Consider the following 23873-nt stretch of genomic DNA (forward strand, 5'->3'; position numbering starts at 1 on the left):
TCAGCCCACGGGTGCGCGGTCCCCCCGGTGGCGGGGCGAGGGCACCGGACCGCGACGGGGTTACTCCGTTCGGGCCGTCCTGTGCTGCCGCGTCATTACCTTCTGCGACACGAGGGTGCGCCGAGGACACCGCCTTTCGACCGTGCTCCCCGCTCGTGAGCTGGGGCACCGAGGACTTCCTTCCCGTTTTCCGTTACCGCTGTCCGGTGGCAACCAGGTTCCCACGCGCCGGGAGCCCGGGCAGCCCGATCCGCCCGGCTGGGTCGCCGAGAAATTGGCCGCCCCCAAGCCAGGCACATGACGTCGGTCACCCGATTGGGGCTAGAGGGTATCGATAACAAGCGCGAAACGGAAGCAGGGCGACCTGCGTCACTCGGGCGAACGGGGCAACTGTCAACCGACCGAAATTCGTCCACCCGGCACTATGGTGATCTTCGCGCCCACCTGGTGATCTTCCGGTGAATATTTCGCATCGATCATCGGTTCCCATGATGTGAGAGACCGGCCTGGACCTGTGACAACAGTGTTTTAAGGCCTCGGCGGCACCCGCGGCGGAGATCACCGCAGCTTGACGCGCCCCGGCGGACTGAACCATTCTTCGGCGCAAGCGCCGTGTGTCCGCTTCGCACCACTGGGTGAGCTTCGGAACGTCACGTGCTACCAGAAGTAGCACTCCGCGGTGGCACCGCTCGGACCCGGCACACACGGCCGCCAGTCGGGAAAGGAACAAGTCCACCATGGCCAAGGCGTCTTCGACGCGCACGAGGATCGCGCTGTTCTGCGCGGTCGTCACCCTGGGAGCGGCGGCGGGCGCCTGCTCCGGCGGCACCGAAGCGGTCCCCGGGGCGAACAACGCCGCGCAGAGCATGCTCGACCGGGCCCCCGTGGCCACCGAGGCGGAGCTGGCGGCCAGCCCCACCGCGATGGCGATCAAGCAGCGGGGTGAGCTGTTCATCGGCGCCTCGCTGGAGACCCCGCTGATGTCCCAGCAGAACCCGACCACCGGTGAGGCCGAGGGCTTCGACGCCACGCTCGGCAAGCTGCTGGCCAAGTACATCCTCGGCGAGCCCAAGCGCAAGATCATCACCACCACCCCGCAGATCCGGGAAGCGCTGATCCAGAACAGCACGGTGGACGCGGTCATCCAGAACTACTCGATCACCCCGAAGCGCGCGGAGAAGGTGGCCTTCGCCGGGCCGTACTTCATGTCCGGCCAGGCGGTCGCCACGCTGAAGGGCAAGCCGGACATCGCCCGGCCGGAGGACCTCAACGGCAAGAAGGTGCTGGTGGCCACCGGCAGCACCGGCGCCGGGGTGGTCAAGGAGCTGGCCCCGCAGGCGCAGCAGATCTCGTTCAACACCGACCCGGAGTGCGTGCAGGCGCTGGAGCAGGGCCGCGGCGACGCCTGGGTGAAGGACCTGCCGGTGATCGCCGGCGAGACCAAGCTGAACGACAAGATCCAGCTGGCCAGCGGCACCTTCGGCACCGACCCGTACGGCATCGGCATCAAGCACGGGGACGACGCGTTCAAGAAGTTCGTCAACGGCTGGCTGAAGAAGATCCAGGACGCCGGGCTGTGGCAGCAGGCGTACCAGGAGTCGCTCGGCACGGTGATCCCCGGTGAGCCGCCCGTCCCGCCCGCCATCGGCTCGGTCGCCGGTTCCTGATCCCCGCTCGACGGGCCGGGCACCCGGTTCCCGGCCCGTCCGCGGCAGGCCATGACTAGATGAACGTCCTCCTCGACTACCTCCCCGAGTTCGGCCGCGGTGTGCTCACCACGATCGAACTGACCGTGCTGTCCTTCGCCGGCGCCATGCTCGTCGCGCTGCTGGTGGTCTCGTGCCGGGTGTCCCCGGTCAAGCCGCTGCGCGCGTTCGCCATCGTCTACGTGGAGGTCTTCCAGAACATCCCGCTGCTGCTCTGGCTGATCCTGATCATCTTCGCGCTGCCGGAGATCGCGATCAACTTCGACCTGTTCCTGTGCGCGGTGCTCGCGCTCTCGCTGTACTCGGCGGCCTACTACGCCGAAGCGCTGCGCTCGGGCATCAACTCCGTGTCGAAGGGGCAGGCCGAGGCCGCCAGGGCGCTCGGGCTCGGGTTCTTCCGCACGCAGTCCAGCGTGGTGCTGCCGCAGGCGCTGCGCTCGGTGCTCCAGCCGCTGTGCAACATCACCATCGGGCTGCTGATGAACACCGCGATCACCGCGGGCACCGGCATCCCGGAACTGACCGCGGCGGCCAACGCGGTCAACGTGATCACCTCCGACCCGCTGCCGGTCTACATCGGCGCCGGCATCGTCTACGGGCTGCTCGCGCTGCTGATCTCGCTGGCCACCTCGCGGCTGGAGAAGAAGCTGGTGATCCACCGATGAACGTGCTCTTCGACGAGCCGGGCCCGCGCGGCAGGCGCCGCATCCGGATCGCCACCGCGGGCGCGTTCGTGCTCGGCGCGGCCCTGCTGGGGCTGGCGCTGTACCAGTTCGGCGTGAACGGGCAGCTGGATCCGGAGAAGTGGCAGCCGTACGGCACCTGGCCGATGTGGAAGTACCTGCTCAACGGCCTGGGCGGCACGCTGCTCGCGGCCGGGCTGGTGCTGGTGCTGGCGATGCCGCTGGGTCTGCTGCTGGCCTTCGGCCGGATGTCGCGGTACCGCTGGATCCGGCTGCCCGCGCGCACCTACATCGAGGTGTTCCGGGTGGTGCCCGCGCTGCTGATGGTGTTCATGATGCTGTTCGCGCTGCCGCGGTACGGGCTGGACCTGCCGACGCTGTGGAAGCTGGTGGTGCCGCTGACGCTGAACCGGTCGGCGCAGCTGGCCGGGGTGTTCCGCGCGGGCATCCTGTCGCTGGACGCCGGCCAGGGCGAGGCGGCGGCCGCGCTCGGGCTGCGGCCGTGGCAGGCGATGTGGCACGTGATCCTGCCGCAGGCGCTGCGGCACGTGCTGCCGTCGCTGATCAGCCAGTCCGTCGGCACGGTGAAGGACACCTCGCTCGGGTACGTGCTGAGCTTCGCCGAGGTGATCACCATCGGGAAGCAGCTGGCCTCGTACAACCGGTACCTGATCCAGACGTACCTGGTGATCGCGCTGATCTACTTCGTGGTGAACTTCGCGCTGTCGCGGCTCGGGCGGTGGCTGGAACGGCGGGAACGCCGGGTCGGTCACGTCGCCGCCCCCGCGGACCCCGGAATCATCTGAGCTTGCGGCCGCAGCGCTGTGAATGTGGCTTTCACTGCGGAATCGGCTGTGAAAGCCACATTCACTGCATCGGGTCGGCGGGCCCGGCGAGCTGAGCTGGGGCTTTAGCGCGGCTGCTTACGCTGCGCCGGTGGACGTGCAGCAGGAAACCCCGCTGAGGTACTGGCTCGCCGTGCTCTCGGTGACGGTCGGGACCTTCTCGATCGTCACCTCCCAACTGCTCCCGGTGGGCCTGGTGCCGCAGATCGCGGCCACGCTCGGCGTGTCCGAGGGCACGGTCGGGCTGACCCTGACCGTGCCGGGCTTCGTCGCCGCGGTGGCGGCGCCCGCGCTGGTGGTCGCCGCGGGCAGGCTCGACCGCAGGCTGGTGCTGACCGGGCTCAGCGCGCTGCTCGTCGGCGCGAACCTGGTCAGCGCCCTCGCGCCGAACTTCACCGTGCTGCTCGTCGCGCGCATCCTGGTCGGGCTGAGCGTCGGCGGGTTCTGGGGCATCGCGGGCGGGATCGCCGTGCGGCTGGTGCCGGAGCGCGTGGTCGGGCGGGCGACCGCGACGATCTTCGCCGGGGTCTCCACCGCCACCGTCGCCGGGGTGCCTGCCAGCAAGCTGCTCGGCGACCTGACCGACTGGCGCACCGCCTTCGCCGTGGTGGGGGTGGTCGCGCTCGGGGTGCTCGCGGCGCAGGTGTTCCTGCTGCCACCGCTGCCGGCCAGCCGCACCACGAAGCTCGGCGACCTGCTCTCCTTGTTCCGCCACCCGGAGATCCGGGTCAGCTTCGTCGCGGTGTTCCTGCTGGTGATCGGGCACTTCAGCGCGTACACCTTCATCACCCCGATCCTGCGCGAGACCGGCGGCGTGGCCCCGGCGCTGAGCACCGCGCTGCTGCTGGCCTACGGCGGCGCGGGGTTCGCGGGCAACTTCCTCGGTGGCACCGCCGCCTACCGGAATCCCCGCCGCACGCTGATCGTCGCGGCGGCCGGGCTCGGGGCCGCGCTGCTGCTCTTCGACGTCGTCGGGCACTCGCTGCCGGGTCTGGTCGCGTTGCTGCTGGTCTGGGGCGCGGCCTACGGCGCGGTCCCGGTCAGCCTGCAGATCTGGCTGGGCAGCGCGGTGCCGGACCGCCGGGAGGTCGCCGGTTCGCTGTTCGTCACCGCGTTCCAGGTGTCCATCTCGCTCGGCGCGTTGTTCGGCGGGCTGTGGGTGGATTCGCTCGGCCCCACCGGGGTGCTGCTGTTCGCCGGCACGCTCACCGCGCTCACCTCGGCCGGTTTGCTGGCCGTGCGGTCGAAATCAGCCGTGGACTAGTTCCGCCCACCGGCGCACGGCGATCGCGTCGACCGCCTCCACCCAGCCCAGCGGCCGCACCCCGGAACCGACGTGGAAGGCGTGCACCCCGGCCTCGCGCAACCGCGCCACCTGCTGCGCGCGCAGGCCGCCACCGGCCATCAGCACCGGCGGTTCGTCGTGCAGCGCCAGCTGTTCCAGCGCGGGCGCGCCTTCGGTGACGCCGTCGGGGTGCCCGGCGGTGAGGATCGTGTCGCAGCCGAGCCGCGCGGCCGTCGCGTAGGCGGCGCGCACGTCGCGGGCGTGATCGACCGCGCGGTGGAAGGTCCAGCTCGCACCGTCCAGCTCGCGCACCAGCGTGCGGGTGGCTGGTTCGTCGACGATGCCGCCGTCGGTGAGGAAGCCGAGCACGAACTCCTTGGCGCCCAGCGCCAGCAGCTCGTTCGCGCGGGCACGCAGGCCGGGCAGGTCCGCGGCCAGGAAGGAGCCGCGTGCCCGCAGCATCACGCGTACCGGCAGGTCGGTCGCGGCGAGCACCTCGCGGACCACGTCGTCGCTGGGGGTGAGCCCGTCGAGCGCCATCTCGGCGACCAGTTCCACCCGATCGGCACCGCCGAGCTGCGCCTGTTCGGCGTCCCGCGCGTCGAGCACGATCACTTCCAGCAAGCCGCGGTTCACTCGTACCCCTTCTCCCGTTGCCGGTCGCGCACGTAGCGGCCGCGCTCGAAGCCGTTCTGCAGACTCGCCATTCTTCCGCGCACGGCATCCGGGCTCAGCGTCAGTACCGCCTGTTCCGCGCTCGCGCGCGCGTGCTTGGCCGTGCGCTCGTCGGCCGCGCCTTCGTCGTCGCGGAACCAGCGGGTGAGCACCTCGGCGTAGGCGGGCATGCGCTCGGTCGGGCCGTCGATGCCCGCTTCGTCGTCGAGGTGGGCGTCGTCCTCGGTCGGCCAGTCCGGCGGTGCCTGGTACACCGGCGCCCGGGTCGGCGGCTCCACCGGCCGGCGCGGTTCGGGGGGCTCGGGGTCGTACTCGGGCCAGTCGGGCTCGTAGGCGTCGTGGGCCTCGGCGACCTCGTAGGCGTCGCGTGGCTCGGCGACCGCGTGGGCCGGGTAGGCCTCGTGGGCCTCCTCGGCGACCGGCTCGGCGGGCCACTCCGGCTCCGGCTCGTACTCGGAGAACGGCTCGGGCTCGGGCTCCGGCTCGTAGAACGGCTCCGACTGGTACGACTCCGACTGGCGCGGCTCGGCGTCTGGCTGGTACGGCTCGGGTTCCGACTCCGGCTCGTAGGACGGCTCCGGCTGGTAAGGGTCGGGGTCCGGCTGCCGCTCCGGCGGGGCCACCACGACCTCCGCGGCGGGCCCGTTCAGCACCGGCAGCGCCGCCACCGGCTCGGGCGGCAGCAGCGAAACCGGGGCGGCCGCGCTGACCAGTTCCGGTGGTACCACCACCGTCGCGGTCATCCCACCACTGCGCCGGTTGGCCAGCCGCACGCTGATCCGGTGCCGGGTGGACAACCGCGCCACCACGTACAGCCCCATCCGCCGCGACACCTCGACGTCCACCTTGGGCGGTTCGGCCAGCCGCGCGTTGGTGCGCCGGACCTCCGCCTCGGCCATGCCGCTGCCCCGGTCCACGATGTCGATCTTCCACGCGCCATCGTCGAGCAGCGTGCTGACCACCGAGACCATGGTGGCCGGCGGCGAGTACGCGGTCGCGTTCTCCAGCAGCTCCGAGATCACGTGCACCAGATCGCTGACCGCCTCCGCGCGCACGGTCAGCTCCGGCGCCGCGGGCAGTTCGATGCGCTGGTAGTGCTCGACCTCCGACAGCGCGGCGCCGACGATCTCGTCCGCGCTGACCGGGCCGGCCACCTCGCGCGCCGGGTCGGTGCCCGAGAGCACCAGCAGGTTCTCGCTGTTGCGGCGCATCCGGGTGGCGAGGTGGTCCAGTTCGAACAGACCACCGAGGATCTCCGGGTCCTGCTCGTCGGCCTCCATCCGGTCCAGCACGGACAGTTGCCGCTCCACCAGTTCCTGGCTGCGGCGTGAAAGGTTGACGAACATCGAGTTGACGTTCTCCCGCAACCGCGCCTGTTCCCCGGCCAGCCGCACGGCCTCGCCGTGCACCGCGTCGAAGGCCCGCGCGACCTGCCCCAGCTCCTCCTTGCTGAACACCGGCACCGGCGCGATCCGCGGTGCCGACGGCGTGCCGGGGTGCGGCGGCTCCGGGTCGGTGAGGATGCCCTCCACCGCCGCGGGCAGCTGGTGCTCGGCGACCTCCAGCGCGCTGCGGCGCAGGATCCGCAGCGACCGCAGCAGCGAGCGCGTCACGATCACCGCGAGCACCCCGCCGATCAGCACCACGCCGAGCACGATCGCCGAGTCGCGGATGGCCGAGGCCCGCGCGGTGGCGGCCAGCGCCTCGGTGCGGGACTGGCTGTTCTGCTGCAGCGCGTCCTCCACCTGGCGCACCAGGTTGATGGTGTAGGTCGACGCGATATCCCACTGAATGGGATCCAGGCCGGTCAGCGGCTGGTTCGCCTCGGACCGGCGCAGCACCGACTCGACCATGTTGTTGCCGTTGTCGACCACCATGCCGAGCACCGTGTCGTCGTACATCCGGCGTTGCTCGGGGGTGGCGAACTGGCGGAAATCCTCGCGCGCGGCGTCGAATTCGGCCTCCGCGCCGAGCAGTGCGCGCGTGCGGTCCACGCTGAGCGAGCCCTGCGCGAGCGCGTCGGCGAGCACCGCGCGCTTGACCGACATGGTGTCCTTCACCTTGGCCAGCGCGTTCACCGCCAGTCGCAGCCTGGCCAGTTCCGGATCGGTGATCTCGGCAGCGGATTGATCACCGACGGTGAGCGTGGCGGTGATCAGGTCGCTGTAGGAGCGGAGCACCGAATCCGGCGGGAAATTGGAGAACTCCCCGGCATAACGCAGCCCGGTCAGCCCGCCCAGCTGATCGCGCAGTTGGCGGAAATCGGCAGCCACTTCGGGCGCCAGCCGGGATTCGTCATCGCTCAGCGCACGTTCGAACGCACCCAGCGATTCGTTGACCTTGTCGCGCTGGCCGCGCAACTCCTCGATGCCGGTTTTCCGCCCAGTGGCGACAAAGCGGACGGTGAGGTCGCGCTCGCGCTGCAGCCGGTGGGTCAGCTCGGCGACGGTGGTGTCCACGCGCACCCGCGTGGCCGCTTCGGCGAGCCTGCCCGCCTCGCCGAGATCGAGCCGCACGCGCAGGCCGACCAGTGCGATGATCGCCACCGACGGGATCAGCAGCACGGCGAAGAGCTTGGTGCGCAGACGCCAGTTCCGCAGCCGCCAGCGGCCGCCGGGGTCCCCGGTCAAACTCTGCGCAGATGAGGAATCCGTCGCATAACCCTTTCGGGGTTCGTTTCCGCGACGGTTCACCTGGCTTCCTTTTCCACCCAGCTCGTTCGATCGCGGACCAGTCGCCGGCAACCTACCGGAGGGTAGCGTGCGTCTCGAGTAGTCCGATGGTAGCTGTCCGCCAGCACCGCCCTTGCCGCGATGGTATGGGCAGAAGCCTTTAAGCTCCAAACAGATGCGACATTTCCCGGCCACGAGAGGCGAACATGGGCACCGGAGCGCGGCGAGCTTTCCCGGCGCTGCTGATCGTCCTGCTCACGGTCGCGCTCGGTGGCTGCTCGGCCTTCGAGCAGAACCCGCAGGCCACCCCGGCGGCACCCGAGCGGAACACTCTCCGTGTCGGTGTGGGTAACCCGATCGAGAGCGCCCCGTTGCGGATGGCGGTCGCCGACGGCACCTTCACCGCGGCCGGGCTCAAGATCGAACTGGTCGAGCAGGCCGACGCGGGCGACGGGCTCGGCAAGCTCGCCGCCGGTGACCTCGACGTCGCGTTCGGTCGCGACGTCGAACTGTTCAAGGCCGCCGGAAACGGTGTGGCGCTTCAACTCCAGGGCGAGGCGTACACCGCGGGCGCGAAGACCATGGCGCTGGTGACGCTGCCCGACTCGGCCTACAACACACCCACCGCGAAGCGCTCGCCGACGATCGCGGTGGACACCTTGGACGGACTCGGCACGCTGACCAGCCGCTCGGTGCTGGCCACCGCCGGGGTGGACGTGAACCGCATCAGGTTCACCCAGCGTGCGCCCGACGAGATGCTGTCCACATTGCGGGACGGCGACGCGGACGCCGCCTGGCTCGTCGAACCGCAGATCACCCTGGCGCAGCAGGAGTTCGGTGCGAAGGTGCTGGCCGACACCGCCCGCGGCGCGACACTGGAGTTCCCGGTTTCCGCGTACGCGTCGAACGCGGTGTTCGCGCAGGCCAACCCGCGCACCCTGGCGTTGTTCCGCACGCTGCTCAACCAGGCGCAGCAGAAGGCGGCGGACCCGGCCATCGTGCGGCAGGCGCTGCCCGCGTTCGCCGGGATCAACGCCAACACCGCCGCGCTGGTCTCGCTGGGCAGCTACCCCAGCTCGCTGAGCGGGGTGCGCCTGCAACGGGTCGCGGACCTGATGCACAGCGCGGGCGTGCTGAAGCAACGGCTGGACGTGCAGTCCCTGCTCCCCGCCCCCGGCTGACGCGCGCGTCAGCCCAGGCCGAACTCGGCCAGGCCGCTGCGGAGGAGCTTGAAGGCCTTGCGGGCGTCCGCGACGGCGTCCGGGTAGGCGTCCGAGGCACGGGCGCCGTTCGTCAGCCGGCGGATGTTGTCCATCAGCAAGGTCCGCTGCGTGGCCACGATCTGCGCGGCGGCGAGCCGGGCGATCAGCTCGTCGGCACCGTCCCCGCCGACCAGTTCCTTCACCAGCTCCCGCTCGCTGCCCTCGTAGAACTGCAGCAGCCGCGCGGCCAGGCTCGGCGTCGCGGTCACCATCGCGTACAGCGCGATCTGGTTCGGGTCGTCGTTGAGGCCGGTGACCGGGTCACGCCGCAGCAGGCCGTCGAGGAAGTGCGCCCGCAGCGCGATCAGCGGCGTCTGCCGCGCCGTGCGACGGCGCACCACCTCCGCGTTCTCGCCCTCGTGGTGGGCGTAGCGGTGGACCACCAGGTCCTCTTTGGTCGGGAAGTAGGCGAACAGGGTGCGCTTGGAAACCTCTGCCGCGTCGGCCACCTCGGCCACCGAGACCGAGTCGAACCCCGAAGCGAGGAACAGGTCGATCGCGGTGTCGGAGATGAGCCTGCGCGTCAGTTGCTTCTTGCGCTCCCGGAGGCCCAACTGTTCAGCCACCCCTCCATGGTAGCCAGCCGAGCGCCCGGTGACGTGCGGATAAGTACCCGCACCCCGGCCTCTTCGACTCAGCGGAACCCCGGGGAACGTATAAAGGAGGGCGTGACCGATGGCCCGTTGATCGTGCAATCCGACAAGACCGTGCTGCTCGAGGTCGACCACCCGCGGGCGGAGGACGCCCGGATCGCGATCGCGCCGTTCGCCGAGCTCGAGCGCGCCCCCGAACACGTCCACACCTACCGGGTCACCCCGCTGGCGCTGTGGAACGCGCGTGCCGCCGGGCACGACGCCGAGCAGGTGGTCGACGCGCTGACCACCTACTCGCGGTTCCCGGTGCCGCAACCGCTGCTGATCGACGTGGTGGACACGATGGCCCGCTTCGGCAGGCTCCAGATCACCAACCACCCGGCGCACGGGCTGGTGATGACCACCACCGACCGCGCGGTGCTGGAGGAGGTGTCCCGCAGCAAGAAGATCAGCCCGATGCTGGGCACGCGGCTCGACCCGGACACCGTGGTGGTGCACCCGTCCGAGCGCGGGCGGCTCAAGCAGCTGCTGCTCAAGGTCGGCTGGCCCGCCGAAGACCTCGCCGGGTACGTCGACGGCGAAGCGCACCCGATCGACCTCGACGAGAACGGCTGGCAGCTGCGCGAGTACCAGCGCCAGGCCGCGCAGGCCTTCTTCAAGGGCGGCTCCGGCGTGGTCGTGCTGCCGTGCGGCGCGGGCAAGACCCTGGTCGGCGCGGCGGCGATGGCGCACGCCAAGGCGACCACGCTGATCCTGGTCACCAACACCGTGGCCGGGCGGCAGTGGAAGCGCGAACTGGTCGCGCGGACCTCGCTCACCGAGGACGAGATCGGCGAGTACTCCGGGGAGAAGAAGGAGGTCCGCCCGGTCACCATCGCCACGTACCAGGTGATCACCCGCAAGTCGAAGGGCGAGTACAAGCACCTGGAGCTGTTCGACACCCGCGACTGGGGCCTGGTCGTCTACGACGAGGTCCACCTGCTGCCCGCGCCGGTGTTCCGGATGACCGCGGACCTCCAGTCCCGGCGGCGGCTCGGGCTGACCGCCACGCTGGTGCGCGAGGACGGCCGCGAGGGCGACGTGTTCTCGCTGATCGGGCCGAAGCGCTACGACGTGCCGTGGCGCGACATCGAGGCGCAGGGCTGGATCGCGCCGGCCGAGTGCGTCGAGGTGCGGGTCACGCTGACCGACAACGAGCGCCTGCTCTACGCCACCGCCGAGCCCGAGGAGCGGTACAAGATCGCGGCCACCGCGGACACCAAGACCCCGGTGATCAAGTCCATTGTGGACCGCCACCGCGGCGAGCCGACGCTGATCATCGGCGCCTACCTCGACCAGCTGGAGCTGCTCGGCGCCGAACTGGACGCCCCGGTGATCCAGGGCGCGACCAGGAACAAGGAGCGCGAGGAGCTGTTCGACAAGTTCCGCCGCGGTGAGATCGACACGCTCGTGGTGTCCAAGGTGGCCAACTTCTCCATCGACCTGCCCGAGGCCTCGGTGGCGATCCAGATCTCCGGCACCTTCGGCTCGCGCCAGGAGGAGGCCCAGCGGCTCGGGCGACTTCTGCGGCCGAAAGCCGACGGCCGTCAGGCGCACTTCTACTCGGTGGTCGCGCGGGACACGGTGGACACCGAGTACGCCGCGCACCGGCAGCGCTTCCTCGCCGAACAGGGCTACGCCTACACCATCCGCGACGCCGACGACCTCCGCGAAGGGCGCTGAGGTTTGCCGCGCCCGGCGGACGTCAACCCTGGTGCGTGGCGGATATCAGGATCGGCACCTCGGGCTGGCGCTACGGACCGTGGCGCGGGAAGTTCTACCCGAAGGGCCTGCCCCAGCGGCGGGAACTGGAGTACCTCTCGCGGCGGTTCAACTCGGCCGAGCTGAACGGTTCGTTCTACTCGCTGCAGAAGCCGGAGCGGTACCGGAGCTGGTTCGCCGAGACCCCGGACGACTTCGTGTTCGCGGTCAAGGGCGGCCGGTTCATCACCCACCTGAAGCAGCTGCGTGACGTGCACACCCCGCTGGCGAACTTCTTCGCCAGCGGGGTGCTCGCGCTGGAGCACAAGCTCGGGCCGTTCCTCTGGCAGCTCCCGCCGCGCCTGGCGTTCGACGCCGAGCGGCTCACCGAGTTCTTCGACGAGTTGCCCCGCACCACGCGCAAGGCCGCCAACCTCGCCAAGGACCACGACGACAAGCTCAAGGGCGAGGCACATGCTTCTGCGGGCAAAAGCAGGTCGCTGCGGCACGCGCTCGAAGTCCGCCATCCGAGCTTCGCCACGAAGGAGGCCGTCGACCTGCTTCAGGAGCACGAGATCGGGCTGGTGGTCGCGGACAGCGCGGGCATCTGGCCGCAGCTGGAGGACGTGACCGCCGAGTTCGTCTACGTCCGCCTGCACGGCGACGAGGAGCTGTACGCGAGCGGCTACACCGACCAGGCGCTCAAGGAGTGGGCCAAGAAGATCCGCGCCTGGCACAAGCGGGGCCTCGACGTCTACGTCTACTTCGACAACGACATGAAGGTGAAGGCCCCGGGTGACGCCGAGACGCTCGCGGAGTTCCTCGGCGTCGATCTGACCAGTGACTAGTGGCTCTCTTCGGATTGACGACGGCGGAGATCGCCAAACGCCCGTAGAATGTTCGCCATACGCACATCTGGTCAGAAAAGGGCTTACTTATGTCCCACGGCCGACATTTCGTCCGGTCCGTCGCCAGAGCCATGGCGGTGCTGCACGCGTTCAGCGCGGACAGACCCGAGCTGACGCTGAGCCAGGCGGCCAAGGCCACCGGGCTCGACCGGGCCACCGTGCGCAGGCTGTTGCTCACGCTGGCCGAACTCGGCTACGTGACCCGGCACGACCGCGTGTTCCGGCTGGCGCCGCGCACCATGGAGCTCGGCCGCGCGTACCTGGCCGGGGTGTCCGCGCGGGCGAAGCCGGATCACCAGTCGTAGGACAACCAGGGTTTGGCCACGTTGACCGCGGCCTCCTCGAAGGCGCGGTTCGCCTGCTGCAGCGAGTACCGCCGTCGCGCCAGCTTGCCGGGGGCGAACTCGCCGCTGGCCAGCGCGTCCACCGTGGCCGGGAAGTCGGTGGGGTGGTCGTAGCCGCGTGAGCCGCGCACGATCAGCTGCCGCCGGAGCAGGGCGGAGTTGTCCAGCGGGGCGGCGGCGCCGGTCAGCAGCACGACCGTGCCGCCGGGCAGCAGGCCGTCGAGCCCGTCGGCCAGCGCGGCCCGCTTGCCCGAGTTGTCGAACACCACGTCGAACTCGTCGTCGCCGTCGGACCACGGGAGCGCGCCCAGCGAGCACGCCAGGTCCAGCCGTTCGGTGATCGGCTCGCGCACGATCACCTCCAGCCCGCGCGCCCGCAGCACCAGGCACAGGAACAGGCCGCGCGTGTCCGCGCCGAGCAGCAGCGCGCGCTGCCTCGGCTGCACGGCGGCCCGTCGCGCCGCGGCCACCGACTCGGCCAGGGGTTCGGCGCAGACCAGGTCCTCCAGCGGGACCGCGCGCGGGGCGGGCCAGGTGAAGTGCGCCGGGACCGCGACGAACTCGGCGAGCAACCCGGGCCGGTCCAGCCCGATCGACACCCGTTCGGCGCAGGCGGAGGAAAACCACGCGGCGCAGGCACGGCAGTCTCGGCAGCAGTAGTCGGGTTCGACCACCACCTGCTGCCCGAGCCGGTAGGGCCGCTTCACCCGCTCGCCGATCTCGGCGATCTCGCCGACGCCCTGGCGCCCGAGCAACCACGGCACCGGCCCGACCGGACGACGCCCGCGGAAGGCGGCCACGTCCAGGTCACCGAGGCCGAGCGCGCTCATGCTCAGCAGCACCTCGTGCGGACCGCACTCCGGCGGGTCCAGCTCGACCGCCTCGAGCCGGCTGGGACCGGTCAGCACGACGGCCCTCATCCCACCTCCTGTGCACTACGCGCACGCGCGATGTTAGCGCAGGTGACGAGCATGATCAGCGGATGACAGCGAGGAGTCAGCGAGCAGTGAGCGGGGTGGTGTTGAGTACACGTACGGGCGAAGTGGTTGCCGGCGGACTACCGCCGGTGACCGCTGGGTGCTCACGCGCTGCACTACTGGGGGTCAGCGCGTGGGCATGTCCGTGCCGACCAGCCCGGCGAGCTTGGCCCGTACCTCTTCGGCGAACGGATGCCCGCTCTCGGTCAGCACGTGCACCGCGCGCAGCCAGTACGCGCGAGCCTCCTCCCGATCACCGAAGTGCAGGTAGATGGTGCCCAGCTGGGCCAGCACGTCCCCCGCTTCGTACAGCTCGCCGCGCGCGGTGAACATCTCGATCGACTGGAGCACGCAGGCCACGCCCTCCTCCCGGCGCCCGAGCCCGAGCAGCGCGCGCCCCCGGCTGTGCACCAGGAACGGCTGGCTGTCGGCGAGCCCCACCCGCTGCCAGATGTCCAGCGCCGCGTCGACCAGTGCGAGCGCGGTGGCGTGGCGGCCGAGGTAGGTGTTCGTGTCGGCCATCGCCTGCAGGCTGTCGGCCTCCAAAGTGGACACACCGAGCTCGCGCGCCAGCCGGATGGCCTCCCGCCCGTGCTCCAGCGCGCGGTGCACCTCCTCGGTGTTGTGGTACGCCATCGACAGGTTGTACTGGACGCGGGCCTCCCCCTCGCGGTCCCCGATCTCGCGCTGGATGGCGAGCACGCGCTCCAGGTAGCGGATGGCCTCGGGCTCCTCGCGCGCCACCCCGTGCAGCACGCCGAGCCCGCTGAGGATGCCCGCCTGCCCACGTCGATCCCCGCACGCCTCCGCGGACGCCAGTGCGACGTCGAACACCGCCTTCCAGGCGTGCAACCGGGTTCGCACCAGGTAGTACGACTGGAGCACCCAGGCCAACTGCCACGCCTGCTCGTGCGCGCCGATCCGGTTGGCCAGCCTGACCAGCGCGGCGAGATTGCCCGCCTCGGCGTCGTGCCAGGTCAGCGCGGCCGTGCGGTCGGGGAACGTCTCGTGCGGGACCAGGCCCCGGTGCGGGATCAGCTCGTAGCGACGACCGGGCCGCAGGCGGCGCGCGGCTTCGACGGTGCTGTCCAGCGCCCACGAGAGCAACCGGGCCAGCGCCTGTTCTCGGGCCACCGAGCTTTCCGTGCGGCGGCACAGGTCCGCGGCGAACTCGCGGATCAGGTCGTGGAACTGGTACCGCCCGGGACGCGGCTCGGCGATCAGGTGCGCCGAGGACAGCCGGTCCAGCGCCATCCTCGCGTCCCGCAGGCCGACCCCGGCCAGCGCCGCGGCCGACGCGGCGGTGAAGTCCTGCTCCTCCTCCGGCAACCCGAGCAACCGCAGCAACCGCGCCGAAGCCTCGTCCAGCGCGTGGTACGAGCGGGCGAACACCGCGCGCAGATCGGTCTCGTCCCCGTCGTTGAGGTCGAACGAGTCCAGTTTGTCCTGTTCCCGGTCGAAGTCGGCGACAAAATCGGCCACCGGCACCTCGGGGAACTGCGAGGCCCGCACCGCCAGGATCCGGATGGCCAGCGGCAACCGGCCGCACCGCGCGACGAACTCGCGGGCGGCGATCGGATCGGCCCGCACCGCCTCCCGGCCGACGATGCCCGCCAGCAGGTCGACCGCGTCCGCCACCGGCAGTTCCTCCAGCGGGATCCGGCGGGCGCCGTGCACCGCGGCCATCGACCGCAGCCGCGACCGGCTGGTCACCAGCACCAGGCACCCGGTGCCGGGCAGCAGCGGGCGCACCTGCTCGGTGCTGCCCGCGTTGTCCAGCACCACCAGCACGCGACGGCTCGCCGTGTGCGTGCGCCACAGCGCCGAGCGCTCGGCCAGCCCGGGTGGCATGTCGTCGGCGGGCACGCCCATCGCGGTCAGCATCATCTCCAGCGCGGCCAGCGGTTCGAGCGCCGTGCCGGGGCCGTAACCACGCAGGTCGGTGTAGAGCTGGCCGCCCGGGTAGTGCTCGGCGACCTCGTGCGCGAAGTGGACGGCCAGCGTGGTCTTGCCGACCCCGCCCATGCCCTCGATCGAGGCGATCGGCGCGGACTCGGCGCGGACCAGGTCGCGCAGCTTGGCCAGCGCGTCGCGGCGGCCGGTGAACCCGGCGAAGTCACCGGGCAGCTGGCGCGGCACCAGGGTTTCGCCGCGCTGGCGGGTGTGCGAACCGTGCTCTCCGGCGAGCACCGCCTGGTGCGCGCGCCGCAGCGACGGACCGGGATCGAGGCCGAGTTCCTCGCTCAGCGCGGTGCTGATCGAGCGGAACACGGCCAGCGCGTCGGCCTGCCGCCCGGACCGGTGCAGGGCCAGCATGAGCTGCTCGTGCAGGCGTTCCCGCAGCGGGTTCTCCCTGGCCAGCGCGATCAGCCTGGGCACGACGGCGTGGTGCTCGCCGAGTCCGAGCATCACCTCGGCCCACTGCTCGCGCACGCCGAGGCGTTCGTCGTCGAGCTGGCCGACCTCGTCGCGGAGCAGCGCGTCGGAGTCCACATTGGACAAGGCGGGGCCACGCCACTGGGCCAGCGCCTCGGCGAAGGCGGCCGCGGCCTCGCGCAGCTCACCGCGTTCGGCGGCCTGCCTGCCGCGTTCGGCGCCGGCGCGGAACCGCCCGAGGTCCAGCGCCTCCGGCGCCACCTCCAGCACGTACCCGCCGCGCTCGGTGCGGATGCTGGCGTGCGTGCCGAGCGCGCGCCGCACCCGCAGCACGTAGGTCTGCAGCGCGCCCTTCGACCAGCGCGACTCGTCGCTGTCCCACAGCCACCACGACAGCTCCTCGACACCGACCACCCGGTTCGCCCGCAGCAGCAGCCCGGCCAGCACGATCAGCGGCTTGCTGCCGCCGACCGGGACCGGCACGCCACCCGCCCGCACCTCGACCGGCCCGAGCACACCGAACTCGAGCGCCGGCCCCGGGTTTGCCACCATGTGGTTCATGTCCTCCTCGCCGTCGATGCCCTCGGTACTGGTCTACGCGGCGCCGATGCGCCACCGCTTCCGCGGCATCACCACCCGGGAAGGTGTGCTTCTGCGGGGAGAAGCGGGTTGGGGCGAGTTCTGCCCGTTCGCCGAGTACTCCGACGCGGAGAGCGTGCCATGGCTGGCCTCGGCGGTGGAAGCCGGTGAGCACGGCTGGCCGGAACCGGTGCGCGACCGGATCCCGGTCAACGCCACGGTGCCGGTGCTCGACCCGGACCGCGCGCACGACCTCGTCGCCGCCTCCGGCTGCGGCACGGCCAAGGTCAAGGTGGCCGGACCGGGCACCACGCTCGCCGAGGACTGCGACCGGGTGGCCGCGGTGCGCTCGGCGCTCGGCCCCGGTGGGAAGGTCCGGGTCGACGCCAACATGGCGTGGGAGGTGGACGAGGCGGTGCACGCCCTCCGCGAACTGGACCGCGCGGCGGGCGGGCTGGAGTACGCCGAGCAGCCGTGCCGGACGATCGAGGAGCTGGCCGCCGTCCGCCGCCGGGTGGACGTGCGGATCGCCGCGGACGAGTCGATCCGGCGCGCCGACGACCCGCTGAAGGTGGCCGTCGCCGGGGCCGCCGACGTGGCGGTGATCAAGGTCGCCCCACTCGGCGGGGTGCGGCGGGCGTTGCGGGTCGCGGAGGCCTGCGGCCTGCCGTGCGTGGTGTCTTCGGCGGTGGAGAGCAGCGTCGGCCTGGCCGCCGGGCTGGCGCTGGCCGGTGCGCTGCCCTCCCTCGAGTTCGCCTGCGGCCTGGGCACGGCCGCCCTGCTGTCCAACGATGTCACCTCGACTCCACTGTCCCCCGTGGACGGTTATCTGCCGGTGCCGCGGCGGGCGCCGGAACCGGACCTGGTCGACGCGGTACTGGCGCCACCGGACCGGACCGCGTGGTGGCTCGACCGGCTGGCCAGGGTTCAGCCGATCCAGGCTTCGGCGAACCGGTCGTAGGTGCCGTCGTTGCGGGCCAGGTTCAGCCACTGGTCCACCCATTCCTGGAGCACCACGTCCCCGCGCGGCAGCAGGTAGGCCTTCTCGGCGAAGGTGAACGGCTCGTCGGGGTGCACCGAGCACAGCTCGGGGTGCTGCTTGGCCTGCCAGCGGGTCTCCACCGCGTCGGTGATCATCAGGTCGGCGCGGCCCTCGATGATCTCGGTGAAGATGGTGTTGTTGTCCGGGTGGCGGACGATGGTGGCCTGCTTGAGGTTGGCGTCGGCGAACTGCTCGTTCGTGCCACCGGGGTTGACGATCGCGCGCACGCCGGGCTGGTCGATCTGCTCCAGCGTCTGGAAGCGCTCGGCGTTCTCGCAGCGGGTGATCGGGGTCTTGCCGTCCTTGACGTAGGCCTCGGTGAAGAAGGCGCGCTTGGCGCGGTCGAGGGTGATCGAGATGCCGCCCATGGACAGGTCGCAGGTGCGGCCGAGGTCGTCGACCAGCGTCTTCCAGGTGGTCGGCACGATGGTCAGCCGCACGCCGAGGCGCTTCGCGAAGTCACCGGCCATGTCCACGTCGATCCCGCTCCACTGCCCGGTGGCCGGGTCTCGGTAGGTGAAGGGGCGGTAGTCGCCGGTGGAGCAGACCTTCACCTCACCGCGGGCGAGGATGCGGTCGAGTTCGCTGCGTGCGTGGCTCACCGGGCCCGCCGCGCTCGCCGTCCCCATGCCGAGCAGGGCGAGTGCGACCAGCCAGAGCGCCGTTTTCCGAACCGTCATACCCGAAGCCAACCACACTCTCAGGGTCTCGATTCCGGGTTCGGCCAGGGCCGTTCCCTGATGTCCGTGGTGCGCGGGCGCTCCACCATGGACTCATGACGAACAACGTGTACCAGCCCGAGACCAAGAAGCTCCGCCGCAGCACCACCGACAAGATGCTGGCCGGCGTGTGCGGCGGCTGGGCGCGCATGCTCGGCGTGGACGCCGCGATCCTGCGCATCCTGCTCGTCGCCGCCACCATCTTCGGCGTCGGCACCCCGGTGCTGATCTACGCCGCCTGCTGGGTGCTGATGCCGGAGGACACCGCGAGCTGACCCGCCCGTGCCACCCCAGCGACCGACCCAGGAACGACGAACGGCCCGGCCCACGCGAACGTGGACCGGGCCGTTGTGTCTAGCGCCGGGCTGGACTCAGAAGTCCATGCCACCCATGCCGCCGGACGGGTCGGCCGGAGCGGCGGCAGCCTTCTCCGGCTTGTCCGCGACGACAGCCTCGGTGGTCAGGAACAGCGCCGCGATCGAAGCGGCGTTCTGCAGCGCGGAGCGGGTGACCTTGGTGGGGTCCGGCACGCCGGCGGCGAGCAGGTCCTCGTAGACACCCGTGGCGGCGTTCAGGCCGTGACCCTGCGGCAGGCCCTTGACCTTCTCCACCACAACGCCGCCCTCGAGGCCGGCGTTGATCGCGATCTGCTTGAGCGGAGCCTCGACGGCGACCTTGACGATGTTCGCGCCGGTCGCCTCGTCACCCTCGAGCTTCAGGCCCGCGAAGGCGGCCTCGGCGGCCTGCAGCAGCGCGACGCCACCACCGGCGACGATGCCCTCTTCGACGGCGGCCTTGGCGTTGCGCACCGCGTCCTCGATGCGGTGCTTGCGCTCCTTGAGCTCGACCTCGGTGGCGGCACCGGCCTTGATCACGGCCACGCCGCCGGCCAGCTTGGCCAGCCGCTCCTGCAGCTTCTCGCGGTCGTAGTCCGAGTCCGAGTTCTCGATCTCGGCGCGGATCTGGTTGACGCGACCCTGGATCTGGTCGGCGTCGCCAGCACCCTCGACGATGGTCGTCTCGTCCTTGGTGATGACCGCCTTGCGGGCGCGGCCCAGCAGCGACAGGTCGGCGTTCTCCAGCTTGAGGCCGACGTCCTCCGAGATCACCTGGCCACCGGTCAGGATCGCGATGTCCTGCAGGATGGCCTTGCGGCGGTCACCGAAGCCGGGCGCCTTGACGGCGACGGACTTGAAGGTGCCGCGGATCTTGTTGACGACCAGGGTGGCCAGGGCCTCGCCCTCGACGTCCTCGGAGATGATCAGCAGCGGCTTGCCGGACTGGATGACCTTCTCCAGCAGCGGCAGCACGTCCTTGACGTTCGAGATCTTGGAGCCGTACAGCAGGACGTAGGGGTCCTCCAGCTCGGCTTCCTGGCGCTCGGCGTCGGTCACGAAGTAACCGGAGATGTAGCCCTTGTCGAAGCGCATGCCCTCGGTGAGCTCGAGCTCGAGCCCGAAGGTGTTCGACTCCTCGACGGTGACGACACCTTCCTTGCCGACCTTGTCCAGCGCCTCGGCGATGAGCTCACCGATGGTGCGGTCGGCGGCCGAGATGGAAGCAGTAGCGGCGATCTGCTCCTTGGTCTCGACGTCCTTGGCGGCCTTGTGCAGCTGCTCGATGACGGCCTCGACGGCCTGCTCGATGCCGCGCTTCAGGCTGATCGGGTCGGCGCCGGCGGCCACGTTGCGCAGCCCCTCGCGGACGAGGGCCTGGGCGAGCACGGTGGCGGTGGTGGTGCCGTCACCCGCGACGTCGTCGGTCTTCTTGGCAACTTCCTTGACGAGCTCGGCCCCGATCTTCTCCCAGGGGTCCTCGAGCTCGATCTCCTTGGCGATGGAGACACCGTCGTTGGTGATCGTCGGCGCGCCCCACTTCTTTTCGAGCACGACGTTGCGGCCACGCGGGCCGAGCGTCACCTTGACGGCTTCGGCGAGGGTGTTGAGGCCGCGCTCAAGACCGCGGCGGGCGTCCTCGTCGAACGCGATCAGTTTGGCCATTACGGTGTGGTCCTCCGATATTGGGCGCCGCCACCTCGCACGGGGGCGGCAGGAACACTTCCTCGGCCAGGTTCGGTGCCCGCGACGGACGACCGGCTCGGTTTCCCGGCCCGGCCTCACCGTCCCGACCTTTCAACCGGACGATCGGTGACCGCCCGGCTGGCACTCAGGCATACCGAGTGCTAATTCCTGTTTAGCACTCTCGGAGGGCGAGTGCAAGAAAGCCAGGTCTCAGTTGCCCGGCTTGATCGGGATGGAGGCGGGCGGCGGCTTGTTGCCACCGGTGTCACCGGGCTGCCCGGTCGCCGGGCCCTCACCGACCGGGATGGACGGCGCGGGCTGGTTGGTGCCGCGATCGGTCGGGGCGTCGCCCGCGCTGTCGTCGCCGCTGGTGAGCACCAGCACGAGCACCACCCCACCGGCCGCCACGGCCAGGCCGACGAGCAGCCAGATCAGCCAGGCCTTGCTGCCGCTCTTCTTCTCCTCCCACGGGGAACCACCCGCGGGGGACGGCGGGCGCAGCCGCATCGGGTCGCCGGGCGGCGGACCGTACCCGGGCGGGGGACCCTGCGGCGGCATGCCCTGCGGGGGCATCCCCTGGGGCGTCATGCCCGGCGGCATGCCCTGGGGAGGCTGGCCCTGCGGGGGCTGTCCCGGCTGCTGGCCGTAGCCGGGCGGCGGACCGTACCCGGGCGGCGGGCCCTGCGGCGGCATCCCCTGCGGGGGCATGCCCGGCGGGGGCCCGTAGCCGGGCGGCGGTTGCTGCTGCGGTTGCTGAGGACCGCCTTGTCCGTACGGGTGCATCCGGGCCCCCTCGCCCTGTGGTCGTTGAGGTGCACTCTGCTGTGCCGGCGAGCCGACGGCAACCGGTTGCGACGGCGGCCCGGCGGGCACCGGCTGCGACGGCGGGCCCGCTGGGACCGGCTGCGACGTCGGTCCCGCGGTCTCCAGCGCGCGACGGGCCGCGGCGATCAGCTCCACGCAGCTGCCGTACCGGTCGCCCGCGCTCTTCGCCATGCCCTTGCGGACCACCGCGTCGACCGCGGTCGGCAGCGAGACCACCCGCGACACCGACGGCGGCTCGCCCTGGAGGTGGCCCTTGATCACCGCGGGCACGTCGCCCTTGAACGGCGGGCTGCCGGTCAGGCAGGCGTAGAGCACGCAGGCCAGCGCGTACTGGTCGGTGCGCCCGTCCAGCGGCTCCCCGCGCAGGTGCTCGGGCGCGGCGTAGGTCGGCGAGCCGAGGAAGTCGCCCCCGCGCGTGCGGTGCCCGGTGGCCCCGCGGCGGGTCAGCCCGAAGTCGGCCACGTAGACGTGCTCGCGGGCCGACTCGCGGCTGGTGACCAGCACGTTCGCCGGTTTCACGTCGAGGTGCACCAGGCCGCGGTCGTGCAGCGTGTCCAGTGCGTCGGCGACCTGTTCGAGCAGGCCGAGCGCGCGGTCGGGGGCCATCGGCGCGCCGTTGATCAGCCCGGCCAGGTCCTTGCCGTCGACCAGGCGCATGGCGATGTACAGCATCCCGTCGAGCTCGCCGAAGTCGTACAACGGCACGACGTTGGCGTGGTCGATCGCCGAGGTGCTGCGCGCCTCGTCGACGAACCGTTCGCGGAACTCGGCGTCGGCGCCCAGGTGCTCGCCGATCACCTTCAACGCCACCTTGCGACCCAGTCGCACGTCGGTGGCCCGGTACATCACACTCATGCCGCCCTTGCCGAGCACCCCGTCGATGCGGTAGTTGCCCAGCCGGCGACCGGTGAGGTCCCCCGACACATCGCCTGTCACGCCGTGCAGCCTAATGCCCTGTCCACGGGCGCCGCTCCCGGTTCGGCGTCTCGGCGATTTTCACTGGACGAAAGGGAGCTCAGGAGACCTTGCGGACGTCGGCCGCCTGGCTGCGGCCGTCCCGGCCCGACTGGACCTCGAATTCGACCCGGTCCCCCTCGTCCAGGGTGCGGAATCCATCGGCCTGGATGGCCGAGTAGTGCACGAACACATCGGGACCGTCCGAGCACTCGATGAAGCCGTAGCCCTTTTCCGAGTTGAACCACTTGACCGTGCCGACCGCCACGCCCGTTCCTCCTTGTATTGCACGCCGAAGCGCAAGGTGAGGTGGATTCACGCTACCGGATCGAACCGGCCCGGCAATGGTCAATTCGTCGCAAAATCACGGCGTTCTACCGGGTGCTGCGGGCCTGCACGAGCACCCGGCCGGGGCCGGCGAAATCGAGGGCCAGCCCCTCGCCGGTGCGCACCGACTGCGGTCCGGCCGGGTCGACCGCGCGCAGGCGCACCTGCACGTTGTCCGGGTAGGCGACCAGGAAGCCCGGCATCACCGTGACGATCTCGCCGGGGTCGAGGCTGAACACCTCGACCGGCCCGGTGCAGCTCAGGATCAGCGGCCCGACCCCGCCGTAGTGCTCCAGGAACCCGCCGTCGCCGCCGAACAGCGACTGCAGCGCGGGCCAGTGCTGGTCCCGGCGGACCCCGGCGGGACGGCCGAGCACCGCGTCCTTCGCCACGCACCAGCCCTGGGTGCCGTCGAACTCCAGTGGGTAGACGTCACCGGCCCGCTTCGGCGCCAGGTCGACCCAGCCGCCCTCGGCGGGCGCGGTGAACACCACCGGCCCGCCCTTGCGGACCGGTGCGCTGGGCGCCACCCCGAAACTGCTGGCCAGCAACGCTTCCGCGGCCGCCTGCACGGCCTCGCCAGGACCGAGCACGACCCTGGCGACGCCGAACGCGGGCGTGTGCCGCGTGTGCACCCGCATCTGCCCGCGCCCTACCGCTGCGGCACCTGCGCGACGACCCACGCCGCCAGCGCCGACGGGTTGCGGGTCTGGGTCAGCACCTGCCCCGGCCCGGCGAAGTCGAACACCAGGCCCTCCCCGCTCTTGATCGACTGCATGATGCCGCTGGCCACCTTGCGGGTCTGCGTCTGCACGGTGTCGGCGTAGGCGACCACGTGGCCGGAGTCGATGGTGACCACCTCGCCCGGCTGCAGGGTGACCGTCTCCAGCGCGCCGTAGCAGGCCACCACCAGCGGACCCTGGCCGTGCGCGTGGGTGAGGAAGCCGCCCTCGCCGCCGACCAGGTTGCCGAAGCCGCCCCAGCGGGTCTCGGTGGTCACCGAATGCGCGGACGCCAGCCACGAGCCCTTCGTCACACACCAGCCGGTGCGGCCGTCGAGGTTGATCACCTGGATGTCGCCGGGCAGGTTCGCGGCCACGTCCACCCAGCCGCCGTTCTGCGGCGCGGTGAAGGTGGAGATGAAGAACGACTCCCCGGAGAGGAACGCCCGGCCCAGCCCCTTCATGATCCCGCCCTGCGCCTTGGACTGGACCTGCACGCCGTAGCTGGTCGCCATCATCGCGCCTGCCTCCACCTGGGCGGGCTCGCCCGGCGCGAGCATCAGCCTGGCGACCGCGAAAGACGGCTGCTGGCGGACATTGACCTGCATGGAACCCCTC

The 23873-nt window shown here is 71.1% G+C and carries 21 protein-coding genes; 10 read left to right on the forward strand and 11 right to left on the reverse strand.

The features are described 5' to 3' along the window. Positions 1-737: 737 nt before the first annotated feature. The 4 genes from JYK18_RS08415 to JYK18_RS08430 all read left to right on the forward strand — a co-directional run bounded on the left by JYK18_RS08415 (position 738) and on the right by JYK18_RS08430 (position 4498). On the forward strand, positions 738-1667 hold the full coding sequence (locus tag JYK18_RS08415; RefSeq protein WP_206801558.1) for a glutamate ABC transporter substrate-binding protein: 930 nt from the start codon (positions 738-740) through the stop codon (positions 1665-1667). Between the two features lie 59 nt (positions 1668-1726). Next, a complete protein-coding gene (locus JYK18_RS08420) occupies positions 1727-2371 on the forward strand; it encodes an amino acid ABC transporter permease (RefSeq protein ID WP_206801559.1) in 645 nt (214 codons plus the stop codon). Continuing rightward, positions 2368-3195: an amino acid ABC transporter permease gene (locus JYK18_RS08425; RefSeq protein ID WP_206801560.1), complete on the forward strand. Its 828-nt coding sequence runs from the start codon at positions 2368-2370 to the stop codon at positions 3193-3195. Before JYK18_RS08420 ends, JYK18_RS08425 begins: the two co-directional genes overlap by 4 nt. 130 nt (positions 3196-3325) lie before the next feature. Next, entirely contained in the window at positions 3326-4498 is a 1173-nt protein-coding gene (locus JYK18_RS08430; protein WP_307795825.1) for an MFS transporter, read from the forward strand. Here JYK18_RS08430 and JYK18_RS08435 read toward each other — a convergent pair. Both JYK18_RS08435 and JYK18_RS08440 read right to left on the reverse strand, forming a co-directional pair. Beyond that, positions 4484-5155, reverse strand: a complete 672-nt coding sequence (locus JYK18_RS08435) for a copper homeostasis protein CutC (RefSeq protein ID WP_206801561.1) — start codon at positions 5153-5155, stop codon at positions 4484-4486. The genes JYK18_RS08430 and JYK18_RS08435 overlap by 15 nt on opposite strands. Next, positions 5152-7824, reverse strand: a complete 2673-nt coding sequence (locus JYK18_RS08440; RefSeq protein WP_242579017.1) for a nitrate- and nitrite sensing domain-containing protein — start codon at positions 7822-7824, stop codon at positions 5152-5154. Before JYK18_RS08440 ends, JYK18_RS08435 begins: the two co-directional genes overlap by 4 nt. A gap of 248 nt (positions 7825-8072) precedes the next feature. Here JYK18_RS08440 and JYK18_RS08445 point away from each other — a divergent pair, with 248 nt between their 5' ends. Beyond that, positions 8073-9047: an ABC transporter substrate-binding protein gene (locus JYK18_RS08445; RefSeq protein ID WP_206801563.1), complete on the forward strand. Its 975-nt coding sequence runs from the start codon at positions 8073-8075 to the stop codon at positions 9045-9047. Between the two features lie 8 nt (positions 9048-9055). Here JYK18_RS08445 and JYK18_RS08450 read toward each other — a convergent pair whose 3' ends face one another. Continuing rightward, a complete protein-coding gene (locus tag JYK18_RS08450; RefSeq protein WP_206801564.1) occupies positions 9056-9694 on the reverse strand; it encodes a TetR/AcrR family transcriptional regulator in 639 nt (212 codons plus the stop codon). 102 nt (positions 9695-9796) lie between these two features. Between JYK18_RS08450 and JYK18_RS08455 the strand changes: the two genes are divergently transcribed. The 3 genes from JYK18_RS08455 (at position 9797) to JYK18_RS08465 (ending at position 12674) form a co-directional block, all read left to right on the forward strand. After that, on the forward strand, positions 9797-11443 hold the full coding sequence (locus tag JYK18_RS08455) for a DNA repair helicase XPB (RefSeq protein ID WP_206801565.1): 1647 nt from the start codon (positions 9797-9799) through the stop codon (positions 11441-11443). A gap of 35 nt (positions 11444-11478) precedes the next feature. After that, entirely contained in the window at positions 11479-12309 is an 831-nt protein-coding gene (locus JYK18_RS08460) for a DUF72 domain-containing protein (protein ID WP_307795826.1), read from the forward strand. 89 nt (positions 12310-12398) lie between these two features. Continuing rightward, positions 12399-12674: a helix-turn-helix domain-containing protein gene (locus JYK18_RS08465; protein WP_206801566.1), complete on the forward strand. Its 276-nt coding sequence runs from the start codon at positions 12399-12401 to the stop codon at positions 12672-12674. On the opposite strand, the gene JYK18_RS08470 is transcribed toward JYK18_RS08465, so the two are convergent. Then, positions 12662-13633: a zinc-binding dehydrogenase gene (locus JYK18_RS08470; RefSeq protein WP_206801567.1), complete on the reverse strand. Its 972-nt coding sequence runs from the start codon at positions 13631-13633 to the stop codon at positions 12662-12664. The genes JYK18_RS08465 and JYK18_RS08470 overlap by 13 nt on opposite strands. 183 nt (positions 13634-13816) lie before the next feature. After that, entirely contained in the window at positions 13817-16627 is a 2811-nt protein-coding gene (locus JYK18_RS08475; protein ID WP_242579020.1) for a BTAD domain-containing putative transcriptional regulator, read from the reverse strand. Between JYK18_RS08475 and JYK18_RS08480 the strand changes: the two genes are divergently transcribed. Next, complete coding sequence (locus tag JYK18_RS08480) at positions 16626-17606, forward strand: o-succinylbenzoate synthase (protein WP_242579021.1); 981 nt, start codon at positions 16626-16628, stop codon at positions 17604-17606. The two genes, JYK18_RS08475 and JYK18_RS08480, sit on opposite strands and share 2 nt — an antisense overlap. On the opposite strand, the gene JYK18_RS08485 is transcribed toward JYK18_RS08480, so the two are convergent. Beyond that, the gene (locus JYK18_RS08485) at positions 17573-18367 is read right to left on the reverse strand and encodes a transporter substrate-binding domain-containing protein (protein ID WP_206801568.1); all 795 of its coding nucleotides are present in this window, start codon (positions 18365-18367) and stop codon (positions 17573-17575) included. The genes JYK18_RS08480 and JYK18_RS08485 overlap by 34 nt on opposite strands. 95 nt (positions 18368-18462) lie before the next feature. On the opposite strand from JYK18_RS08485, the gene JYK18_RS08490 reads away from it, so the two are divergent. Beyond that, the gene (locus tag JYK18_RS08490; RefSeq protein WP_206801569.1) at positions 18463-18681 is read left to right on the forward strand and encodes a PspC domain-containing protein; all 219 of its coding nucleotides are present in this window, start codon (positions 18463-18465) and stop codon (positions 18679-18681) included. A gap of 96 nt (positions 18682-18777) precedes the next feature. Here JYK18_RS08490 and groL read toward each other — a convergent pair whose 3' ends face one another. The 5 genes from groL to JYK18_RS08515 form a co-directional block, all read right to left on the reverse strand. Beyond that, a complete protein-coding gene (groL, locus tag JYK18_RS08495) occupies positions 18778-20406 on the reverse strand; it encodes a chaperonin GroEL (protein ID WP_206801570.1) in 1629 nt (542 codons plus the stop codon). 231 nt (positions 20407-20637) lie between these two features. Further along, the gene (locus JYK18_RS08500; RefSeq protein ID WP_206801571.1) at positions 20638-22188 is read right to left on the reverse strand and encodes a serine/threonine-protein kinase; all 1551 of its coding nucleotides are present in this window, start codon (positions 22186-22188) and stop codon (positions 20638-20640) included. Between the two features lie 79 nt (positions 22189-22267). After that, complete coding sequence (locus JYK18_RS08505; RefSeq protein ID WP_113694765.1) at positions 22268-22474, reverse strand: cold-shock protein; 207 nt, start codon at positions 22472-22474, stop codon at positions 22268-22270. A gap of 106 nt (positions 22475-22580) precedes the next feature. Then, positions 22581-23174, reverse strand: coding sequence for an AIM24 family protein (locus JYK18_RS08510; RefSeq protein WP_206801572.1), 594 nt, complete (start codon positions 23172-23174; stop codon positions 22581-22583). A gap of 11 nt (positions 23175-23185) precedes the next feature. Next, positions 23186-23863 (reverse strand): TIGR00266 family protein, encoded by a 678-nt coding sequence (locus tag JYK18_RS08515; RefSeq protein ID WP_206801573.1) that lies wholly within the window; start codon positions 23861-23863, stop codon positions 23186-23188. Positions 23864-23873 lie beyond the last annotated feature (10 nt).

Source organism: Amycolatopsis sp. 195334CR (genome assembly GCF_017309385.1).
Taxonomy (GTDB): domain Bacteria; phylum Actinomycetota; class Actinomycetes; order Mycobacteriales; family Pseudonocardiaceae; genus Amycolatopsis.

What these genes read in the sequence shown, in the direction of transcription:
- JYK18_RS08415 (WP_206801558.1), top strand. Translation starts at nt 738, where the DNA reads ATGGCCAAGGCGTCTTCGACGCGCACGAGGATCGCGCTGTTCTGCGCG.
- JYK18_RS08420 (WP_206801559.1), top strand. Translation starts at nt 1,727, where the DNA reads ATGAACGTCCTCCTCGACTACCTCCCCGAGTTCGGCCGCGGTGTGCTC.
- JYK18_RS08425 (WP_206801560.1), top strand. Translation starts at nt 2,368, where the DNA reads ATGAACGTGCTCTTCGACGAGCCGGGCCCGCGCGGCAGGCGCCGCATC.
- JYK18_RS08445 (WP_206801563.1), top strand. Translation starts at nt 8,073, where the DNA reads ATGGGCACCGGAGCGCGGCGAGCTTTCCCGGCGCTGCTGATCGTCCTG.
- JYK18_RS08465 (WP_206801566.1), top strand. Translation starts at nt 12,399, where the DNA reads ATGTCCCACGGCCGACATTTCGTCCGGTCCGTCGCCAGAGCCATGGCG.
- JYK18_RS08470 (WP_206801567.1), bottom strand. Translation starts at nt 13,633, where the DNA reads ATGAGGGCCGTCGTGCTGACCGGTCCCAGCCGGCTCGAGGCGGTCGAG.
- JYK18_RS08480 (WP_242579021.1), top strand. Translation starts at nt 16,626, where the DNA reads ATGTCCTCCTCGCCGTCGATGCCCTCGGTACTGGTCTACGCGGCGCCG.
- JYK18_RS08475 (WP_242579020.1), bottom strand. Translation starts at nt 16,627, where the DNA reads ATGAACCACATGGTGGCAAACCCGGGGCCGGCGCTCGAGTTCGGTGTG.
- JYK18_RS08485 (WP_206801568.1), bottom strand. Translation starts at nt 18,367, where the DNA reads ATGACGGTTCGGAAAACGGCGCTCTGGCTGGTCGCACTCGCCCTGCTC.
- JYK18_RS08490 (WP_206801569.1), top strand. Translation starts at nt 18,463, where the DNA reads ATGACGAACAACGTGTACCAGCCCGAGACCAAGAAGCTCCGCCGCAGC.
- groL (WP_206801570.1), bottom strand. Translation starts at nt 20,406, where the DNA reads ATGGCCAAACTGATCGCGTTCGACGAGGACGCCCGCCGCGGTCTTGAG.
- JYK18_RS08510 (WP_206801572.1), bottom strand. Translation starts at nt 23,174, where the DNA reads ATGCGGGTGCACACGCGGCACACGCCCGCGTTCGGCGTCGCCAGGGTC.
- JYK18_RS08515 (WP_206801573.1), bottom strand. Translation starts at nt 23,863, where the DNA reads ATGCAGGTCAATGTCCGCCAGCAGCCGTCTTTCGCGGTCGCCAGGCTG.